Source organism: Clostridium sp. 1001283B150210_160208_E6, from assembly GCF_015669365.1.
GTDB classification, from domain to species: Bacteria; Bacillota; Clostridia; order Clostridiales; family Clostridiaceae; genus Clostridium; species Clostridium paraputrificum.
The window spans coordinates 1-19,318 of sequence record NZ_JADPAA010000021.1 but is presented as its reverse complement, the minus strand read 5'-3'; the positions used below and the strand labels follow the sequence as shown (position 1 = coordinate 19,318).

The following is a 19,318-nucleotide window of genomic DNA, read 5'->3' as shown; positions in this document are numbered from 1 at the left end:
TCCCCCTCATTCTAGAAATTGTTCTCTTATAAATTTATTAGCCTTCTCATAGTTATAATTATCAGCTGTTAGTTTTAATAAAGGTACTTTAGTATAGTCATCTATCTCTATATCTTCTAGCAAAATTGGGTTTATTCTAAGATAGTTATCTCCAAGCAATTCACTACAATATAAATCCTCCAATGCAGCATCATCATTTAGTAGAACTGAAATTAAAGGTAGTTTAACCTTTGAAAAAGGTTTTATTGCCCATTGAAGAACTCCCCAATTTTTTGTGTTAGAACTGATTTTTTTAGGAGTTATTCCAGTTCCAATTGATAATACCTTAAAATCATCTAGGGTATATTTTCCTTTCATGTTGTGTAGTACAGTTATTAAAGATGCAATAGCAGGTGAATTAGTTAAAACACCTCCATCTATATAATTTTTATGAGAAGGAAAGTAAGTTGGAGCAGCTGAACTAGCTAGAGCTACATCTACTAACCTTTCATGTGAAGTAATATTTTCTGTTAAATTATTAAAGAATACTCCCTGCCAGTGATCTTGATTTACTCCTTTTAAATGAAAGGCAGGAATAAATACATATTTTTGGAGGTCATTTAAAGTAGCTTCTTTTGATATGGTGGATTCTATGAAATTTTTCAAGCTTTTATCCTTATATCTTGAATGAAGCAAGTTAAATCTTTTTGGAGAAAATATGTTTTTTATATTCTTGTAGCAATATATATCATCTATTTCCTTGCCATTAAGTCCATAGGCTAAGGATAGAGCTATTAAGGCTCCAGTAGATGTTCCTGCAAAAAGATCTGTTTTTTTCAAAAGATTAGGATTATCCAAGTAAAGTCTTTTCAGTATTCTAGTAGATAAAGCTCCCTTTATACCACCACCATCAAAGGAGATAATTCTGAAAGTGGACAATCCACACCTCCCATATAATCATTCTAAGATTAATCTATGTTACTATTGGTAATATGGTTATTGGTAGTTGAAATTTATTTTCCTTTTTTAAATAAACTATTTATAGAGTAATTAAAATATGTAAATCAAGAGCCTGTTTTGAATTGATATTATTCAATATAAAGATTTCATTAAGTTTTCCTATTAGATTTTGTAGTTATATTTTTAGTTATTATTTAACAACAATCTAACTGGTCATTAACACCAATACATACAAAATAATGTAGAATATTAATTGATTCCAAAAGAAAATCACTATATATTGTGAGGAGGAGAATGAGATGAAGAATGTTAAAAAAAGAGTTTTAAGTACTCTACTTCTTGCTGGGGTTACAATAACAAATGTAGTATCTGGCACAAGCATTGTTTCTGCTTATGTAAAGGAAAAGGTAAATGTAATTGCAGAGTGGAAATTTGATTCAAGTAATATTGAAAGTGGAAGTATTGCCGATAATAATTTAGTTTTAAAAGATGTAAGTGGAAATGGAAACAACTTAAGAATGAACACCTATGGTGATGTAGATGATTATAGTAAATACATAAGTTTTTCTGATGATAAGATGTATGACGATGCTAAAGGAAGCGTAGTTATTAATGGAGATAGTGTTAATAAAATTGGTGCAGACTTTATTACTGTAGATAATGCACCTATCAATAAAGAAGAGTTTGAAAATGGGTATACAATAGAGCTCGTTTATAAATTACCTAGTGATTGGACAGTTTCAGATAGTTGGATGTCTCTTTTAGCTAGACAAGGTGATTCTAAAAGTATGGATGAGCCTGAACTTGGAACAATGAATGTTGCAGTTTCTAACTGTAAGGAAATTCAATTCTTAGCAGCTAATAAAGATGATAGTCATAAAATGGATTCAGCATCATGGTCTGTATCTATGGACAAGGGGGGAGTTTGGTACCATATTGCCATAGTTAATGATAATAAAACTATTCGTACTTTTGTAAATGGAGCAGAAGCATTTAGAGATTATGTTAGTGGTGATATGGTTGGTTTATATGCAGATCCTAATGACGGGCATTTTAGAGTTGGATCTAGTTGGTGGAAAGAGGGAAATCAACTTTTAGATAAGTTTGCTAGGGGGAATTATCAAGAAATTAGAATATCTGAGGGGGCTTTAGATAAATCACAGTGGTTAGTTACTAATCCAGAAGAGTATGTTGGTGAGTATGGAAATAATGATGAGTTCTCTTTAAATGGTGAAAGTAATTATAATATGGTATTTTTACCAGACACTCAAAATACTATTAAATTTAGAAAGAATGTTATGGATACTGCAATGGATTGGATAATTGAAAATAAAAATAAAGCTAATATTATATCTGTAGCTAATTTGGGTGATATAGTTGAAAATGGTAATAATGAAGAGCAATGGAATAATGCTCTATTATTTAATAAGTTACCATCAGCTGGTATTAATTTACTTATGCAACCAGGTAATCATGATTGGCCAGAATATTTTGATAAGTATTTTGGTGGTGACAGTGAATATGGTAAGTTAACTAAAGATTATGTTGTTAGAACATCCCCTTCAGGACGTAGTAGTTATATGGTGAATGATGGTGGATCTTATAAATATATGACTTTGGCCATTGATTATCATAGTTTTGATACTGATTTATCATGGGTTGAAGAGGTTTTATCAAATACTAATATACCTACGATTGTTACAAGCCATGATTTACAAAACTGTTCAGATACTGCGCCTAGTGATATTAAGTTAAGTGAAAAAGGAAAAGAAGTTTGGAATGTAGTAAAGAAGTACAATCAGGTATTTATGATGATTGGTGGACATAGTCATGGGTCAGGGGATGAAATTTTAATTAATGACTTTGGTAATGAAGTATTTAATGTATTAGCTGATTATCAATTTGCATATAATGGTGGAAATGCTTTATTTAAATTTGCAGAGTTTGATGAAAATGAAAATAAGATTTATCTTTCAACTTTTTCACCATACGCAGCAACTTTAAGTGAAGATGAAAGAACTTTCTTTGATGTAAATTATTTAACTGGTGATGGAAATTATAGTGAGCTTAATATTAACTTTACAGAAAGATTTGCTGGAATGGAGAAATCAGACTTAATAAATAAAAGCTTAGAAGAATTAAAATCATTAGTGGAAAAAGCAGAATCTTTAAATAAAGATAAATATACTTATGAAAGTTTCAATGCTTTAGAGGAAGCTGTATATAAAGCTAAAGCTATACTAATAGATAAAAATATAAACTACAATATAGTTTTAGATACTGTAAAAACATTACAAAATGCAATAGATAATCTTAAGATAATAGAAGATAAGCCTTCTAATGATGAAGAGAGTAATAAGCCAGGTGGTAGCCAAGAAAATAATAAACCAAATGGTAGTCAAGATAATAGTGTTGGAAATAATTCTAATAATAACTTACCTAAAACAGGTGATTCAAGTTCATTGTTATATACTTTACTTTCATTACTAGTTGCTTTGGGTGGAGTTATAAAGTATGGGAAAAGAAGAGAGAATATTAGAGTAAATTAAAAATAAAATTAACTATTAAAATACCGTATTATTCAACGAATATGCGGTATTTTTTTGGTAAACATATTAGGGAGAAAAATAAAAAGGCAGGTATTAGGCTTTAAAAATATAAATATATAGGATATAAATTAAAATAATAGAGGAAGTATTGTATAATTATGTAATAGGTTAATAAGTAGGAGGCAAGGCATGAAGAAGAATGCATCTCAAAGAGAATTTAAAAAGCTAAAAAGTCAAATTAATCAAATAGAAGAAATAGCTCACCATTCAAAGGGTGGAGCATTAATGGAGCATGAATCTACAGTTAGAAAGAAAATACTTCTTCTTATGGGTATGAAGAATGAGGGATTTAAAGAGTATAAGGATTTATTAGAAAGATATGAAGAATTATTAGAATACATAGCTAAAAAAATACTGGAAAACTATAATAAGAAAAACAATTGTGATTTTGATTATTATCAAGTTGTGAGAGGAAACTATAATAGTCTTTTGAACTCAGGTATAATGACTGTTTTAACTAAACAGCATATTCCAAAGATGGTTTCAGAAGAGTTTGAAGAAAACTTCCCTAAGAATCCTAAGGATGAATATAGGGAAGCACGTGGAATGAGAAGAAAGTTTGTAATTCACCTTGGAGACACTAATACAGGTAAAACTTATAATGCTATTCAAAGGCTTAAGGAATGTGATAAAGGTGTGTATTTATCACCTCTTAGAATTCTTGCCCTTGAGAATTATGAAAGGTTAAATAATGAGGGAGTGTTATGCGACCTTCAAACAGGAGAGGAAGAGTTAATAACAGAGGGGGCTACTCATGTATCTTGTACTATTGAAAAGCTTGATTTAAAAAGACAATATGACGTGGCAGTAATTGATGAAATCCAAATGATTGATGATTCTCAAAGAGGAGCAGCATGGAGTAGGGCACTTCTTGGTGTGAGAGCTAAGGAAATTCATGTCTGTGGAGCATCAAATTCTAGAGAAATTTTAGAAGAGATTATAAATGATTGTGGAGATCCATATGAAATTATAGAGTATAAAAGAAGAATACCTCTTGAGGTTCAAGATAAGGCCTTTAATTATAATGAAGTAGAAGAGGGAGATGCCATTGTAGTATTTTCTAAAAAGAGAGTTTTAGAATTAGCTGAAGAATATTCATCAAAGGGAATAAAGGCTAGTTTAATATATGGTGATTTACCACCTGAGGTTAGAAGGAAGCAGTACGAGCAATTTGTAAATAAAGAAACAAAGATATTAATTACAACTGATGCTATAGGCATGGGAGTTAATCTTCCAATTAGAAGAATAATATTTTTATCTGTTAAAAAATTTGATGGAGAAGAGGTTAGGTTTTTAACATCGCAAGAAGTTAAGCAGATAGCAGGTAGAGCAGGACGTCAAGGCATTTATGACGTTGGTTATGTGGCTTCAGTTGGTAACAATGTTGAAGTTATTAAGGATAAGCTTGTAAGAGAAGACAAAATTATTACTGAAGCAGTAATAGGTCCTTCAGATGCTATTTTAAGGATAAAGACTCTACCTTTAATTGAAAAGTTAGCGTTATGGAGTACAAGGAAAGAGGCTTTACCTTATTATAGAAAGATGGATATTAGTGATTATATTATTGTTTTAGATAGACTTAAGAAATATAGACTTAGAGAAACAATAGAGTGGAGTCTTTTAAAGGTACCTTTTGATGTAACTTCAGATGAGTTAATGGAGCAATTCTTGTTCTATGTTGATGAATTATTTGTAGCTGAAAATGATGTTATATCAAGGCCAACTATTTTAGGTGGAACCTTAGATGAACTAGAGATTTATTATCAGAAAATAAATATGTATTATTCTTTCTGTAAGGGATTTAACTTAGAGTTTGATGTTCAATGGATTTATGATGAAAGACTTAAAGTTAGTGAAGAGATTAATGAAATATTAGTTAGAATATAAGAAAAAAGAGGTATGCGAGAGGATGATGCATACCTCTTTTTTGGCAAAAGTAATAATTTAAAGGTTAATACTATTATTGTCCTGCAGCTTGAGCAAATTTATTCTTAACCTTATCAATTGCAGGTTGTTGAACTTGTTCTAATTGATATAATCCTTTTTGTTGCATTAATTTAAAAGTTTCATTTTGCTTTGTTAATGCTTGATTTAATTGGCCATTTAAATCTGTGTGTAATGGCTCTGTAGAGGATTCTTCTACAGCTGTATTGTATAGATTAGCCAAGTTTTTTTCTGTTGTAAGAACTTCAGTGATAAGTTCTTTATCAGTTAATACATTCATTAATTACACCTCCTATTTTAGCATTGCATATAATTTTGCTACATTTTGTTTGTGATATGCAGCTAATGCAGTAAAGTGATCTTTAAATTGTTGATCTTGAGCTTTTTGGGCAAAATCAGAACATATTTTATTAGCTTGGTCTTCGGCACCCAGTAAATCCTCTAAATAAAGTAATTCTTTTTGAGTCATTTAAAAAATCCTCCTTATGTTGATTGATACGTAATTATTTTTCCCTGAGAGGTTTTATTTATTCTAAAGTATTTGGAGTTAATACATAAAATATAACCATGGACTTCTTTTAAAGATAAATGTTGTTAAGTTTATAAAGTGTAAAAGGTGTTAAGAATTAGAGTGGGTGATATAGAATGATAAAATACGATTTAAACTTGAAAAATTTAGAGGTCCACTTAAATAAACTTTTTGATATAGATTTATATAAAAATATAAAGATTACAGAATGTCCACATTGTAAGTGTAAAAATATAATAAAGTTTGGCTCCTATAAAAATGTGCAGAGATATAGATGTAAAGAATGTGGAAAAACTTTTTCTAATAAAACAAACACATCGTTTTACTATTCTAAGAAAAATTCAGAAACTTGGGTGAAATATATTGAGCTTATGCTACAAAGAAAAACGTTAAATGAATGTTCTAAAGAGCTTGGGATAAGTTTGCCAACAGCATTTTATTGGAGACATAAAATATTATTTTCATTATCAAAAGTTAAAGAAGCTGAAAAATTAGAAAATAATATACACATATCTAAGATATTAATTAAAGAGAATTTTAAAGGTGAGAGGCAAATAAGGAATAAGGAAAGAAAGAATGTTTGGAATGTTATAGCAATGGATTCAGGAGAAAATATAATATCCAGGCCAATATCTATTGGTATATGGAATATTGATAATTTCAATAAATTATTTTATGAGAAAATTGATAAGGATGCCTATATAAATGCTTATCTAGATAGATACTTAGGTGCAATAGCTAGGAATCATAATGGAAGTGATAAAAATAGGATAAATATAGAGCTATCAGAAGTGTTGAAAAACTATAATAAAACCTTCAGAGACTTTTTGAAAGGTTTTAGAGGAGTGGCAACAAAATATTTAGTACATTATTTATATTTAGTAAATATTTTTGTAATAACTTTTGAAATATCATCTCTGGATCTTATATATTCATTGAATATCTATGACTCTTATATAAAAGAAAATCAAATAAAAAATCTAAAGGCCGTATAAAAGTAACAACAATTAACTTAAAAATATTTAGAGGATATTTTATACAGCCTAAAGTATCATCATGTAAGGAAGATATGACTTATTGGTATAATACAAATTCCTAAAATTAATGAAAAAATATATAGTTTATTATAGCCATAGACTCTAGCCTCTGGAATAAGTTCTTGGAATGCTATATAAAGCATAATTCCAGCAACTAGCGCAAAAATAACAGCTAAAATTATTTCATTAATAAATGGTTTTAAGAATAAGAAGGCTAAAAAAGCGCCTACAGGTTCAGCAATTCCTGATATAAAAGTGTACTTAAAGGCTTTACTTTTACTGTTTGTAGAATAGTATATTGGCATAGCTATAGAGATTCCCTCTGGAATATTATGAAGGGCTATTGCCATTGCAATGTAAATACCCAAAGTAGTGCTTTGATAACCTGATACAAAGGTTGCAATACCTTCAGGGAAATTATGTAGCATAATTGCAATCATAGAGACAAAGCCTACTCTATAAAGGTCACCGCCTTTTTTATCTCCTTCAGGAATAAAGTGGTCTATTAGGAAGGCTATAAGCACTCCTATAATCATAAATAATAAGGATAACAGTACTCCTATTAAGTGCCCTTCCTGCTTAACTAAGGTTTCCTGAGCAGAAGGATATAAATCTGTAAAAGATATTGTAATCATAACGCCAGCAGAGAAAGCAAGAGCAAAGGTGATTAGCTTCTTGTTTGAAGACTTTGAAAAGAAAACTATAAATGCACCTATAACTGTAGACAATCCTGCTAGTAATGATAATAATAATGAAATCATTGATTGGCTATCAAACATAATACAACTCCTAAAAATTTCTCATCTACCTTATTAAATTTATTTAAAATATCTATAAAAATTCCAACTTTATATAACGCTATTGTAAATTTAGAAAAATTAAACTATAATGCTTTATAAAATATAGAAAAACATAAGAAAGGAAAGTAGAATGAAGAACTTTTTGGATAGCATTACTCAGTACTTTTCACCAGAGTTAATAAATAGTTGCAAAAGAATAGCTAAGTTTCTACTAATATATACTGTGCTTTTTATATTACTTGCAATGGGATTAAAATATGCAATTCCTTTTGTAATAGCACTTCTTATTGCAATGAGTTTAAGACCAATAAAAAATAGAATCCTATGCATAAATAAAAGATTAAAAAGGTTTAAGCTTACTGATGGATTTGTTTCTATGGTTTTAACAATAACCATTGTTGCAGTAACAGCTTTTTTACTATTTATAATCGGGTTTAAAATAGCTGAGCAATTAAATAACTTTTATACATACATAACAGATAAAAATACATTAAATAATATCATGAATACAACTTCTTTAGAAATAAATAACCTTCTAAAGAATGTTAATGACATAGATTCAGGGATTTTAGAAAAGGTAAATGAGTTGATACCTAAACTAATATCCATTGGAACATCACTTGCAGCTACATTTGTTCAAAACTTATTAAATATACTAGTATCAATTCCAACTGCATTTATAATGGTAATAATAACAATTATAGCAACTTTCTTCTTTACTAAAGATATAGATGTAATACAAGTAAAGTTAAAAGGGGCCTTTTCTGAAAAGGGAATTGAGCTAATTAGAAGGTTAAGAAAAAAGAAAAACGAAATATTTGGTGGTTATCTGAAGGCATTTGCACTTATTATGATAGCAGTAATAATTTACACATCTGTAATATACAAATTTGCAGGAGTAAAGTATGCAGTAGTAATAGCAATTATTACAGGGGTGTTGGATGCACTTCCTATATTTGGTGCAGGTTTAGTTTATGGAATTGTTGGAATAACAGCTTTGTTAGGGCAAAACTATAAGGGGACACTAATTATTATTTTGGGGTATATTGGATGTGTTGTAATAAGACAGTTCTTACAGCAACAATTAATGTCTACCTTCCTAGGGTTAAATCCATTAGTAATAATAATTGCATTATTCTTAATTATAACTCCAGTAGGATTTGTAGGAATGTTCTATTTCTTAGGAGCATTTATCCTATATGATATAATAACCCCTAACAAAACAACATAAAGTATGGAATTTTTACCAGAATAATAATATAATGGATTTAAACATGTAAAATTGGGGATTAAAAATATACTAAAAAGGGGGAAGATCAATTGAAAAAAGTAAAAATAGCATTGCTTGGTTTAGGTAATGTTGGACGTGGAGTGTGGAATATTCTACAAATGAATGGTGAAGAAATCATGAAGCGTTCAGGGTGCCAAGTTGAAGTTGCAAAAATCCTTGTAAGAGATCCTAGTAAAGCTAGAGCAGTTAAGGTCCCAGAAGAGTTAATAACAACTGACTTTGATGAAATTTTAAATGATGATTCTATTAAAATAATAGTTGAAGTAATGGGTGGCATAGAGCCAGCTAAAGAGTTTATTCTAAAGTCATTAGGTAAAAAGAAGCATATAGTAACAGCTAATAAAATGCTTTTAGCTACATATGGTGATGAGTTATTTAAAAAAGCAGATGAAGAAGAGGTTATGCTTAACTATGAAGCAAGTGTAGCAGGTGGTATACCTATAATTCAAGCTATTAATGAAAGCTTAACAGCAAATAAAATTGAAAATCTATATGGAATAATTAATGGTACAACAAACTTCATTCTAAGTAAGATGGAGCTTGAAGGTAGTGACTTTGATGATGTATTAAAAGAAGCACAAGAAAAGGGGTATGCAGAAGCAGATCCTACATCTGATATTGAGGGCTTTGATGCTCAATATAAGCTTGCAATTTTATCTTCTTTAGCTTTTGGAACTAAAGTTAAGATAGATGATGTTTACAGGGAAGGAATCACTAAAATAACTTCAAAGGATATTAGATATGCTAAAGATTTTGGTTTAGTAATTAAGCTATTAGCTATAGCAAAAGAAATTGATGGAAAGCTTCAATTAAGGGTACATCCAACAATGATACCAGATACTCATCCTTTAGCAAATGTACATGATTCCTTTAATGCAGTGTTTATTAAAGGGAATGCAGTAGATGATTTAATGTTCTATGGAAGAGGTGCTGGTGACTTACCTACAGGAAGTGCTGTGGTAGCAGATATAGTATCAATTTTAAGAAGTGATGTAGATACTGAAAATAGACTTCCAGTAGAAAAGAATAATTTGTGGCATAAAGAAATTGGGGAAATTAATGATATAACTAGTAGGTATTACATTAGAACAACAGTAACAGACAGACCGGGTGTACTTGGTGAAATTACAGCTATATTTGGTAGACATGGAGTAAGTTTACGTTCTGTAATTCAAAGAGGAAGAATTAAAAATGAAGAAGAAGTAGGATTAGTTTTAGTAACTCATTATACTAAGGAAGAACAGTTACAGGGCGCAATTAATGAAGTGAAAGATATGGAATCTGTAAAAGAAATTAATAATATGATAAGAATAGAAGATTTTAATTAAAAAGGAGCTCTTTTGAGCTCCTTTTATATTATTGTCATTAGAATAGTGATTGTAACTACTCCTACTACAATTGAAAGTCCTAAAGACTTTTTCTTAAGTGATATTAATAAAACAATAATAGATGCCATAAGTTCTATGTTAGAAAAACTTAAGTTTAGCCTACCATTATCAGTGAAAATTCCAGGGCATATTAATGCAGCAAAAATTCCTGCAGGGATAAACTTCATCCATTCAGTAAGCCACTTTGGAAGCTCTTTTCCTGATAGATATACCATAGGTAAACTACGAGGAATATAGGTAAAGACAGATATTCCTAGTATAAGTAAAAGTACATTAACTGTATTAATTTCCATTTTCAACACCCTTTCTAAGTTTAATGAATTTTTCTATAAAGAAACAAAGGGTTGCTGATAGCAAGGTAGCTATAATTACATATAAATTGTTGTCCATAATTAAAGAAAGATTAATAGCTGTAAATCCAGAAATAACAGCACATAAAATGTATATTCCTCCTTTAAGTTGAAGACACAAAAGACATATAAACATAGAAGTTAGAACAAAATTAATTATAGTGTCATTAAAGTTAAATATTGAACCTGTAACCCCACCTAAAATGTTAGATAATATCCATGTAGAATGAGAAACTAAATTAAGTATAATAGCCCTACGTGGATTCCACACACCTTCTTTGAACTTCATTAAATTAATAGCAAAAGTTTCATCTGTTATTTCATGAGAAAAAAACAATAAAAACTTTTTATTACATTTACTAAAGTACTGTGAAAGAGTTGAACTCATTAAAATATGTCTTAAATTAACTATAAAAGTTGTAAATATTATAGAAAACATTGAAGACTGAGCTATAAGCATAGATGATGTTATAAATTGTCCACTTCCTGCAAATACGCATAAAGAAAGAAGCCCAATTTCAATTGGAGATAATCCTGCTTTTTGAGATAAAATCCCTGATGCTATTCCAAGAGGTATGTATCCAATACATATAGGGATAGCCATTTTTACTCCATATATTACATCGTCTCTAGATAGTTTGTTTTCTTCCTTTTCAGTATGTATTGTTTCAATCATTTAAAAGCCCCCTAAAAAATTACTCAAGTAAAATTATACCATATGAATTTTATAGCATAATATAATTCTATAAAAGTTATTAGAGGTGAAAAAAATGGTGCAAAAAATACTTTATATTCTAGCTATCCTTTTAACAATAGTTTCTTTTTATAAAGATAAGGATAAAACAAAAGAAGCGTTAAAGAAGGGATGGACTTCTTTTGAAGCTATACTACCAACAGTTCTTTGTGTAATGGCAGTGGTGGGGATTTCTTTAAGTGTAATAGATGAAAAAGTGATAGCTAAGGTTATTGGTCCAGGTTCTGGAGTTTTAGGAATAATAATAGCCATACTTATCGGATCAATAACTATGATGGCAGGTTTTATAGCCTTTCCTTTAGGGGCCACCTTAATAGCTAGGGGAGCTGGGGTGTCACAGGTTGGAGCCTTTATATCTGCATTAATGTTAGTGGGATTTTTGACAATTCCTCTTGAGAAGAAATATTGGGGACTGAAAACTACTATATTAAGAAATGTATTAGGAATAGTGGTTTCATTTATGGTTGCAGTAGCATTAGGGGTGATATTATGAAGATATTAAAAAGATATAGAAGTTCAATAATATGTTTAATTATTTTAATAATAATGTACTTAGTAAATAGAGAGATTGGAAGAGTAGCCATAGAGGGAACTATAGAAAATATATGGGAGCTAGTAAAGCTTGTACCTCCAGTATTTGTTTTATTAGGTCTTATGGATGTATGGGTTCCTAAAGAAAAAATGATAAAGTATATGGGTGAAAGTTCTAATTTTATAGGGATTTTATTGGCATTTATTATGGGAGCATTTGCAGCAGGACCATTATATGCAGCCTTTCCTATAGGAGCAATGTTGCTTAGAAAGGGTGCCTCAATAAAAAATGTAATGATCTTTACTGGAACTTGGGCTGCTTGTAAGGTACCCATGTTACTTATAGAGGTATCTTCACTAGGAGCTAAGTTTACTATTGTAAGACTTGTGGTAGAGATGATAGGAATTATATTGGTTGCAGAGATAATTAGTAGGGTTATAAATGACGAAGATAGAAATTTAATTTATGAAAATGCAAAAAAATTATAAAATATATGGTATTTCATAACTTATTATGTTATAATTATCACAACAAAAGATAGTAACAGTGTAAATTATGGAGGAAATGATGGAACAAGGTAATTTTGGAGATTTTAACGGAGATATTTTTGGACAAATTTTTTCTCATTTTGGGAAAAAATTTAAAGGGTTTAATAATGGCGGAGGTCCTAAAAAGAGGGGATCATTTGGAGGATTTTTAAAGTGGCTAGCATTAGCTTATATTGCAATTGCTATAACAAAGTTTTTTGCATCTGATTTAATACTTGATGTATCTTTAAGTATATTCTATATAGTTGCCCCTTTTGTGGTGGTATCAGTATTATATGGGATAACTCATTCTATGAAAAAGCTACCTATAGTTGGTATAGTTGTGGCAATATTGTATGCAGTAGTTTTATTTTTATGTAGTCCTATACTAAATTATAAAGCCCATAGAGATTTAGTAGGAACTGTTGATGAAATTGAATTTTCAAATGAAATTGAACATATTGATTTAAAACAGTTACCAACAATAGATACAGAACTTGCTGCAAAGCTTGCAGATAAGAAGCTTGGAGAAATTCCTTCTCTTGGAAGTCAGGTGACAATTGGAGAATTACATTTACAAAGTATTGATGGACAACTTTACTATGTAGCTCCACTTGAACATTCCTCATTAATTAAGTGGATTACAAATAGGAAAGGTACAAGTGGTTATATAAAAGTAAGTGCAACAAATCAAAATGATGTTCAATTGGTTACAGAATTAGATGGAAAGCCTTTAAAAATTAAATATTTAGAATCATCATATCTTTTAAGTGACCTTCATAGAGCAGCCTTTTTAAGAGATATGAAGTCAGCTCATACAGACTTTACTTTTGAATTAGATGATAATGGAAGACCATATTGGGTTGTTACTAGATATGACAATGCTATTGGAATTACAGAGGCAAAGGCTATTGGAGCATTAGTTATTGATGCTCAAACAGGAGAATCTGAAGTATATGATATAGATAACATGCCTAATTGGATAGATAGAATTCAACCTTCAAGATTTATTAATAACTACATTAATAAGTGGGGAGAATTGGTTCATGGTGTATTTAACTTTAATGATAAGGATAAGTTAAAAACAACTACAGGAATGAACTTAATATTCAATAAAGATGAGTGTTTCTATTATACAGGAATAACATCTGTAGGTAATGATGAGGGATTAGTTGGATTTACATTAACAAATACAAGAACTGGTAAAACTACAATGTATAAGACAGCTGGAGCCACTGAAGAAGCTGCTATTAGATCTGCAGAAGGTAAGGTTCAACAATATGGATATAAAGCTACATTCCCATATTTAATTAATATTCAAGGGGAACCAACTTACTTTACAACATTAAAAGATTCTAATGGTTTAGTTAAACAGTATGCAATGGTTAATGTTAAGAATTACAATACAGTAGGGGTTGGAGATAACCTTCAATCTACATTAAATAAATATTTAGAAGGATTAACTAATACAAATATTTCACTTGAAGGTTCTAACAAAGAAGAGGTTATTCAAGGCGAAGTTGAGAGAATTGGACTTGTTGTTAAGGATGGATCTAGCATCTATGACATTAAGCTAAAAGATAGTGATAAAATTTATTCAGTCTCAACAGAAACTTCAAGAGAAATAGCTTTAACTAAGGTTGGAGATAAAGTAGAAATAAAATATATAAATGTAGGTGAAAGTAAATATATAATAGTAAATGGATTTACTAATATAACTACTATGCCAGTAGAATAATAGCTAAAAAGAGGAGACAGTAATATCTCCCTTTTTTTTAAGTTACAGAGAAATATACTTCATATTACTAAATGATATATATTTATCTTTTTTTTACAATAAGATATAATTGTACATAGGGCACAAATGTTAAAAATTAATTATAAAACGTATAGGGGAGAGTAGGATATGAAGTTATCAAAAAAATTGTCATATTATTTATGACTATATCTTTGGTTACAGTAACTTTATATATGATATCTATGGGCTTTGTATCAAAGTATTTATATAGTGGTGAAGTGACTAGAATAAGCGGAATAGCATCTGGATGTATAAATAGGGTAAATGGAGAAGTATCAAAAGTAATAGGAAAAGGAAATGACTATACGAGCTTGTTATCGTCAGCTGATACATATAATGAGAAATTAAATGAAACTAATGCTTTAGAGGCATTAGGGATTATAAATAAATTTAGAAATGACAATATTGATTTTAAAGTTGTGTTAGACTCAAATTTTAATGAAAAAGAGAAGTTTGAATCTAAGGATTTAAGTGATAGAAGTAAAAGTGAATACTCAATTTTACTAAATAAGATAAAAACAATAATAAAAGAAAAAAAGGATGTTAAAAAGGGATATATAACAGGAAAAGAAGGGTTATATATTTTTTCATACAATAAAAAGTACAATTCATCTGATTATGTGGTAATTATAGATAGTTTTGATGATGGATTTATAGAAAATGTTTCTAAAGATATGAATAAAAATGTTGCATTATTAAAAGAAATAGATGCTACTGGTGAGGTGGAGGATTCTAAACTAAATAGTGGAGAAAACATTAAGTTAGTAACAAATGAAACCGATGTAAATGCTTACTATAAAATAGAGTGCGTAGATGGAGAAAATTATTATATTAAAGTTTCAGAGCCATTAGTAGTAAAAGAGAGTCACAAACTTAATATGTTTATTATATCTGTTATTTTCATATCTATTAATATTATTATTAACTTGATTTTAATAGTTTTAATGAAAAATATAGTTGTAAAAAGAGTGGAGAGAATAAGTGAGGGAATAAACAGGATAAAAGAACATAAAGATTTGAAAGAGAGGCTTGAATTAGATAATAGTAGCGATGAAATTAGCAAATTAACTAGTGATATAAATGAAATGTTTGATGCTTTAGAGACGTCAAATAATTTATTTATGGAGAATGAAGAAAAAAGTATTAAGCTTTTAGAAGGTTTAGATAATGGATATGCTTATTTTGGAGAGATTATGGATGAAGAAGGAAATGTTGTTGATGCAAATCTCCTTGATGTGAATGCATCCATGTCAAGAATTTTAAATATTCCTAAAAAGAATCTATATAGAATGACATTTAAAGAAATTTTCTTTGATAAAATTAATGATGAAGAATTCATAAGAGATATATTATCATCAGGTAAAAGAGATGGAGAGACATTAAGCAAAAATTGTATAGCGCTAGGAAATAACAACTGGGCATCAATAGCTGTATATCCAATTGAAAATCATCATTTTGCTATGTTGCTTACAGATATAACTGAAAATAGAAGAAATGAAGATGAAATGAGATATTTAGGAAACTATGATGTATTAACTGGTCTTCAAAATAGATATAGCTTATACAATTATATGGCACAACTTAAGGAAGATGGGGAAGTGTTTAGCATATTCTTTATAGATTTAGATAACTTTAAGTCTTTAAATGATTCCTTAGGACATAATAGTGGAGATGAAGTGTTATGCCAAGCTGCATTTACCTTGCAAAATTTAGGACAAGATATTGAAGTGGGAAGACTAGGGGGAGATGAATTCCTGTTAGTTAAAAAAGGAGAACTTTCTAAAACAGATGCAGAGAACTTAGGTAATAAGATTTTAAGAAAACTTAATAAGACTTTTGAGTATAAAAACTTCAATTATGAGTTAAAAGCAAGTATTGGGGCAAGTTCCTTCCCTAATCATACAACCGATATAGAAACATTAATTAGATATGCAGATATTGCTATGTATAAGAGCAAAAATTCAGGTGGAAATAATATAGAAGTATTTAATGAAGAGATGTTAGAGGACATATTAATAGAAGGGTTGTTAAAAAAGGCTATAGATAATAAAGAATTTGTAGTTAACTTTCAACCTATTTATAGCGTAAATAAGAAAAAAATAATTGGAGCAGAAGCTTTAGTAAGATGGGTAAGGGATGGAAGAGTAATATATCCTGATAAATTTATTCATATTGCCAAAAGAACAGGAGATATTTACGAAATAGACAATTATGTGTTAAGGGAAGCTTGTATTTTCTGCAAAGAAAAAAGAAAAGAAGGATTTAAGGATTTTCAGGTATCAGTAAATGCATCTTATAGATTCTTAAAACAACATAAATTTATTGATAAATTAAAAAATGTATTAGAGGAAGTAGGGCTAGAACCAGATGGCTTAAAGCTTGAAATTACAGAAGATGAAGTTTTAGATGATGCAAAACGAATTGTAGAGTTATTAAAGGAAATTAAGGCTTTAGGAGTATTGATTGCTTTAGACGATTTTGGAGTGGGATATTCATCCTTTAGCTATATAAAAATTCTTCCGATTGATACTATAAAAATAGATAGAAGTTTATTATCAAAAATTGAAAATGATAGAAAAACAGTAGCTATAATTGAAACATTAATAAAGCTTGCCCATACCCTTGAGTTAGATGTAATAGCAGAGGGGGTAGAGATGCAGGATCAGTTAGAACTGCTTAAGAGTTTAAACTGTGACAAAATTCAAGGATACTTTATAAGTAAACCAATAGATAGAGAAGAATTTGAAAATTTATTAGAAAAACATAATTAGTATTTAAAGGAGCTATTAAAAGTAGCTTCTTTTTTTATTCTTTAGGAAAGCTGTAACCTAATAACTATCATTCAATAAGTGGGAGTGGAGTGGATATTTGTTTTAATGTGACTTGGAGCTTGAGACGGAACAATCAAAATAATTATCAATCAATAAGTAGGAGTGGAGTAGATAGTTATTTTGATGTGACTTGGAGCTTGCGACGGAACAATCAAAATAATTATCTACGGATATACACGGAACAAATTTACAGTTTATAAATTAAATGTTGAATAAAATTATAAAAAGTAATAAAATGAATAAAAATAACTTAAATATCTGATAGAATGATAATAATTTTAATATTTGTTGATAATTATTATAAAAATGCTTATAATTAATTTAACGTATTAAATCGAAAAAATAAAAAAATGACGAAAAAGGGGGACTACCAATGAGCAAAAAAGATAAAACAAAAATGTCTTTTATAGAAAAAGTAGGTAAAAAAATACCGGATCCAGTAATTATATTTATGATATTATATGCAATCGTTATGATAGCAAGTATATTCATGGGTGGAATGGAGTTCGAAACATTAGCAGCTGATGGGGGAACAATATCTTATGAAATTAAGAACATGTTTGCAGCTGAAAACTTTAGATGGATTTTTGGAAATGCATTATTAAATAACTGGTTAGCATACGGTGGAGGAGTTCTTGGAACAATATTAATCGTTATGCTTGGAGTTGGACTAGCTGAAGAATCTGGTCTACTATCAGTTTTAATTAAAAAAGTAGGATTAAAAGTTTCAGATAAGTTTTTACCAGTAGTTTTAGTATTCTTAGGAATTATGAGTAGTATAGCTACTGATGCAGGATATATAATATTAATACCATTAGCTGGTATGTTATATGTTGGATTAAAGAAAAATCCACTTATAGGTATGGCAGCAGCTTTTGCTGGGGTATCAGCTGGATTTAGTGCTAACTTAATACCAGGTACACCTATAGATGTTATCGTTGGTAACAACGCAAAGGTGTTTGCTGAAAGTCAAGGAATACCTTTTGTTACAGCAGCAGGACAAGCTATTACTCCTGCAACAATGCACTACATATTTATAGTTGCTTCAACAGTGTTATTATCAGTTGTTGGTTACTTTGTTACTGCTAAGTTCATTAAGCCAAGATTAGAAAAAGAAACATACATTGTTCCTGAAGATATGAATATGGCTGACTTTACAGTTAAAGAAGAAGAAAATAAAGCTTTAAAATGGGCAGGATTAGGATTATTAATTGCCTTAGCTATTGCAGCAGTACTTTACTTTGGACCACTTGCTACATATGTAGATGATAAGGGTGCAACAGTTAAGCCATTTATGGATAACATAATTCTTATTATTACATTTGTATTCTTTGTTCCAGGTTTATTATATGGAAAGAAATTAAAGAAGTTCAATAATGCTATGGATGTAGTTCAAGCTATGTCAAAGCAAATGAGTGGAATGGGATCTATATTAGTATTAACATTCTTCTGTTACAACTTCTTAGCGTTATTAAGCTACTCAAACTTAGGTACATATATAACTTACTTAGGTGCAACAGGATTACAATCATTAGGATTATCTGATTCACCAATCTTATTATTAATAGGATTCATTATAGTTACTGCTATAATCAACTTATTCGTTGGTGGATTAACTTCAAAATGGATGTTACTTGGACCAATATTTATACCAATGTTATACCAAGTTAATGGAGCGCTAACTCCTGATATGGTATCAGCTGCATATAGAATTGCAGATTCATCAACTAATGTAATATCACCACTTATGTCATATGCAGGTATTATCCTTGTATTCATGAAGAAGTATAAGCCTGAATATACTTTAGGAGATATGATTAAGTTAATGTTCCCATATTCAGTGGCATTCTTAATTTCTTGGACAATCTTATTAATAGTATTCTTTACATTTGGAATTCCACTAGGAATTTAATAAAAAGGGGCTGTATCAAAATAAATTTGATACAATCGGATAAAAAGAAAGAAGAGAATTCATGAATTTGAATTCTC

Annotated in this window: 16 protein-coding genes; 10 read left to right on the top strand and 6 right to left on the bottom strand. The window is 29.6% G+C overall.

Going from position 1 to position 19,318, the window contains the following annotated elements; genetic code table 11:
• Positions 1-6: 6 nt before the first annotated feature.
• Positions 7-918, bottom strand: coding sequence for a patatin-like phospholipase family protein (locus tag I4V16_RS16120; RefSeq protein WP_195572211.1), 912 nt, complete (start codon positions 916-918; stop codon positions 7-9).
• 320 nt (positions 919-1,238) lie between these two features.
• Between I4V16_RS16120 and I4V16_RS16115 the strand changes: the two genes are divergently transcribed.
• Together I4V16_RS16115 and I4V16_RS16110 are read left to right on the top strand one after the other, a co-directional pair.
• Positions 1,239-3,488: a LamG-like jellyroll fold domain-containing protein gene (locus I4V16_RS16115; protein ID WP_099329629.1), complete on the top strand. Its 2,250-nt coding sequence runs from the start codon at positions 1,239-1,241 to the stop codon at positions 3,486-3,488.
• Between the two features lie 189 nt (positions 3,489-3,677).
• Positions 3,678-5,435 (top strand): DEAD/DEAH box helicase, encoded by a 1,758-nt coding sequence (locus I4V16_RS16110; protein ID WP_195966932.1) that lies wholly within the window; start codon positions 3,678-3,680, stop codon positions 5,433-5,435.
• A 73-nt stretch (positions 5,436-5,508) separates the two neighbouring features.
• On the opposite strand, the gene I4V16_RS16105 is transcribed toward I4V16_RS16110, so the two are convergent.
• Together I4V16_RS16105 and I4V16_RS16100 are read right to left on the bottom strand one after the other, a co-directional pair.
• Positions 5,509-5,772, bottom strand: a complete 264-nt coding sequence (locus I4V16_RS16105) for a spore coat protein (RefSeq protein WP_049180149.1) — start codon at positions 5,770-5,772, stop codon at positions 5,509-5,511.
• Between the two features lie 12 nt (positions 5,773-5,784).
• On the bottom strand, positions 5,785-5,961 hold the full coding sequence (locus tag I4V16_RS16100; protein WP_153246661.1) for a hypothetical protein: 177 nt from the start codon (positions 5,959-5,961) through the stop codon (positions 5,785-5,787).
• A gap of 176 nt (positions 5,962-6,137) precedes the next feature.
• On the opposite strand from I4V16_RS16100, the gene I4V16_RS16095 reads away from it, so the two are divergent.
• Positions 6,138-7,016: an IS1 family transposase gene (locus tag I4V16_RS16095; RefSeq protein WP_195963204.1), complete on the top strand. Its 879-nt coding sequence runs from the start codon at positions 6,138-6,140 to the stop codon at positions 7,014-7,016.
• Between the two features lie 59 nt (positions 7,017-7,075).
• On the opposite strand, the gene zupT is transcribed toward I4V16_RS16095, so the two are convergent.
• Positions 7,076-7,837, bottom strand: coding sequence for a zinc transporter ZupT (zupT, locus tag I4V16_RS16090; protein ID WP_049180153.1), 762 nt, complete (start codon positions 7,835-7,837; stop codon positions 7,076-7,078).
• 151 nt (positions 7,838-7,988) lie between these two features.
• On the opposite strand from zupT, the gene I4V16_RS16085 reads away from it, so the two are divergent.
• Both I4V16_RS16085 and I4V16_RS16080 read left to right on the top strand, forming a co-directional pair.
• The gene (locus tag I4V16_RS16085) at positions 7,989-9,089 is read left to right on the top strand and encodes an AI-2E family transporter (RefSeq protein WP_049180155.1); all 1,101 of its coding nucleotides are present in this window, start codon (positions 7,989-7,991) and stop codon (positions 9,087-9,089) included.
• Between the two features lie 89 nt (positions 9,090-9,178).
• Entirely contained in the window at positions 9,179-10,477 is a 1,299-nt protein-coding gene (locus I4V16_RS16080) for a homoserine dehydrogenase (protein WP_049180157.1), read from the top strand.
• 23 nt (positions 10,478-10,500) lie between these two features.
• Here I4V16_RS16080 and I4V16_RS16075 read toward each other — a convergent pair whose 3' ends face one another.
• On the bottom strand, positions 10,501-10,830 hold the full coding sequence (locus I4V16_RS16075) for an AzlD domain-containing protein (protein ID WP_049180159.1): 330 nt from the start codon (positions 10,828-10,830) through the stop codon (positions 10,501-10,503).
• The gene (locus I4V16_RS16070) at positions 10,820-11,563 is read right to left on the bottom strand and encodes an AzlC family ABC transporter permease (RefSeq protein WP_049180161.1); all 744 of its coding nucleotides are present in this window, start codon (positions 11,561-11,563) and stop codon (positions 10,820-10,822) included. The genes I4V16_RS16075 and I4V16_RS16070 overlap by 11 nt, the downstream gene beginning before the upstream one ends.
• Before the next feature lie 94 nt (positions 11,564-11,657).
• Here I4V16_RS16070 and I4V16_RS16065 point away from each other — a divergent pair, with 94 nt between their 5' ends.
• The 5 genes from I4V16_RS16065 (at position 11,658) to I4V16_RS16045 (ending at position 19,241) form a co-directional block, all read left to right on the top strand.
• Entirely contained in the window at positions 11,658-12,134 is a 477-nt protein-coding gene (locus I4V16_RS16065) for a hypothetical protein (protein WP_049180162.1), read from the top strand.
• Positions 12,131-12,661 carry a permease gene (locus tag I4V16_RS16060; RefSeq protein WP_049180164.1) on the top strand — a complete coding sequence of 177 codons (531 nt, stop codon included), beginning with the start codon at positions 12,131-12,133 and terminating at the stop codon, positions 12,659-12,661. Before I4V16_RS16065 ends, I4V16_RS16060 begins: the two co-directional genes overlap by 4 nt.
• Positions 12,662-12,740: 79 nt before the next feature.
• Positions 12,741-14,438, top strand: coding sequence for a cell shape-determining protein (locus I4V16_RS16055; protein WP_242979701.1), 1,698 nt, complete (start codon positions 12,741-12,743; stop codon positions 14,436-14,438).
• A 200-nt stretch (positions 14,439-14,638) separates the two neighbouring features.
• Entirely contained in the window at positions 14,639-17,269 is a 2,631-nt protein-coding gene (locus I4V16_RS16050; RefSeq protein ID WP_195617171.1) for an EAL domain-containing protein, read from the top strand.
• A gap of 433 nt (positions 17,270-17,702) precedes the next feature.
• Positions 17,703-19,241: an AbgT family transporter gene (locus tag I4V16_RS16045; protein WP_049180168.1), complete on the top strand. Its 1,539-nt coding sequence runs from the start codon at positions 17,703-17,705 to the stop codon at positions 19,239-19,241.
• Positions 19,242-19,318 lie beyond the last annotated feature (77 nt).

Bases quoted from the DNA above. Each gene is read 5' to 3' on its own strand.
- I4V16_RS16115 (WP_099329629.1), top strand. From the start codon at position 1,239: ATGAAGAATGTTAAAAAAAGAGTTTTAAGTACTCTACTTCTTGCTGGG.
- I4V16_RS16105 (WP_049180149.1), bottom strand. From the start codon at position 5,772: ATGAATGTATTAACTGATAAAGAACTTATCACTGAAGTTCTTACAACA.
- zupT (WP_049180153.1), bottom strand. From the start codon at position 7,837: ATGTTTGATAGCCAATCAATGATTTCATTATTATTATCATTACTAGCA.
- I4V16_RS16065 (WP_049180162.1), top strand. From the start codon at position 11,658: ATGGTGCAAAAAATACTTTATATTCTAGCTATCCTTTTAACAATAGTT.
- I4V16_RS16055 (WP_242979701.1), top strand. From the start codon at position 12,741: ATGGAACAAGGTAATTTTGGAGATTTTAACGGAGATATTTTTGGACAA.
- I4V16_RS16050 (WP_195617171.1), top strand. From the start codon at position 14,639: ATGACTATATCTTTGGTTACAGTAACTTTATATATGATATCTATGGGC.
- I4V16_RS16085 (WP_049180155.1), top strand. From the start codon at position 7,989: ATGAAGAACTTTTTGGATAGCATTACTCAGTACTTTTCACCAGAGTTA.
- I4V16_RS16070 (WP_049180161.1), bottom strand. From the start codon at position 11,563: ATGATTGAAACAATACATACTGAAAAGGAAGAAAACAAACTATCTAGA.
- I4V16_RS16045 (WP_049180168.1), top strand. From the start codon at position 17,703: ATGAGCAAAAAAGATAAAACAAAAATGTCTTTTATAGAAAAAGTAGGT.
- I4V16_RS16110 (WP_195966932.1), top strand. From the start codon at position 3,678: ATGAAGAAGAATGCATCTCAAAGAGAATTTAAAAAGCTAAAAAGTCAA.
- I4V16_RS16100 (WP_153246661.1), bottom strand. From the start codon at position 5,961: ATGACTCAAAAAGAATTACTTTATTTAGAGGATTTACTGGGTGCCGAA.
- I4V16_RS16075 (WP_049180159.1), bottom strand. From the start codon at position 10,830: ATGGAAATTAATACAGTTAATGTACTTTTACTTATACTAGGAATATCT.
- I4V16_RS16095 (WP_195963204.1), top strand. From the start codon at position 6,138: ATGATAAAATACGATTTAAACTTGAAAAATTTAGAGGTCCACTTAAAT.
- I4V16_RS16060 (WP_049180164.1), top strand. From the start codon at position 12,131: ATGAAGATATTAAAAAGATATAGAAGTTCAATAATATGTTTAATTATT.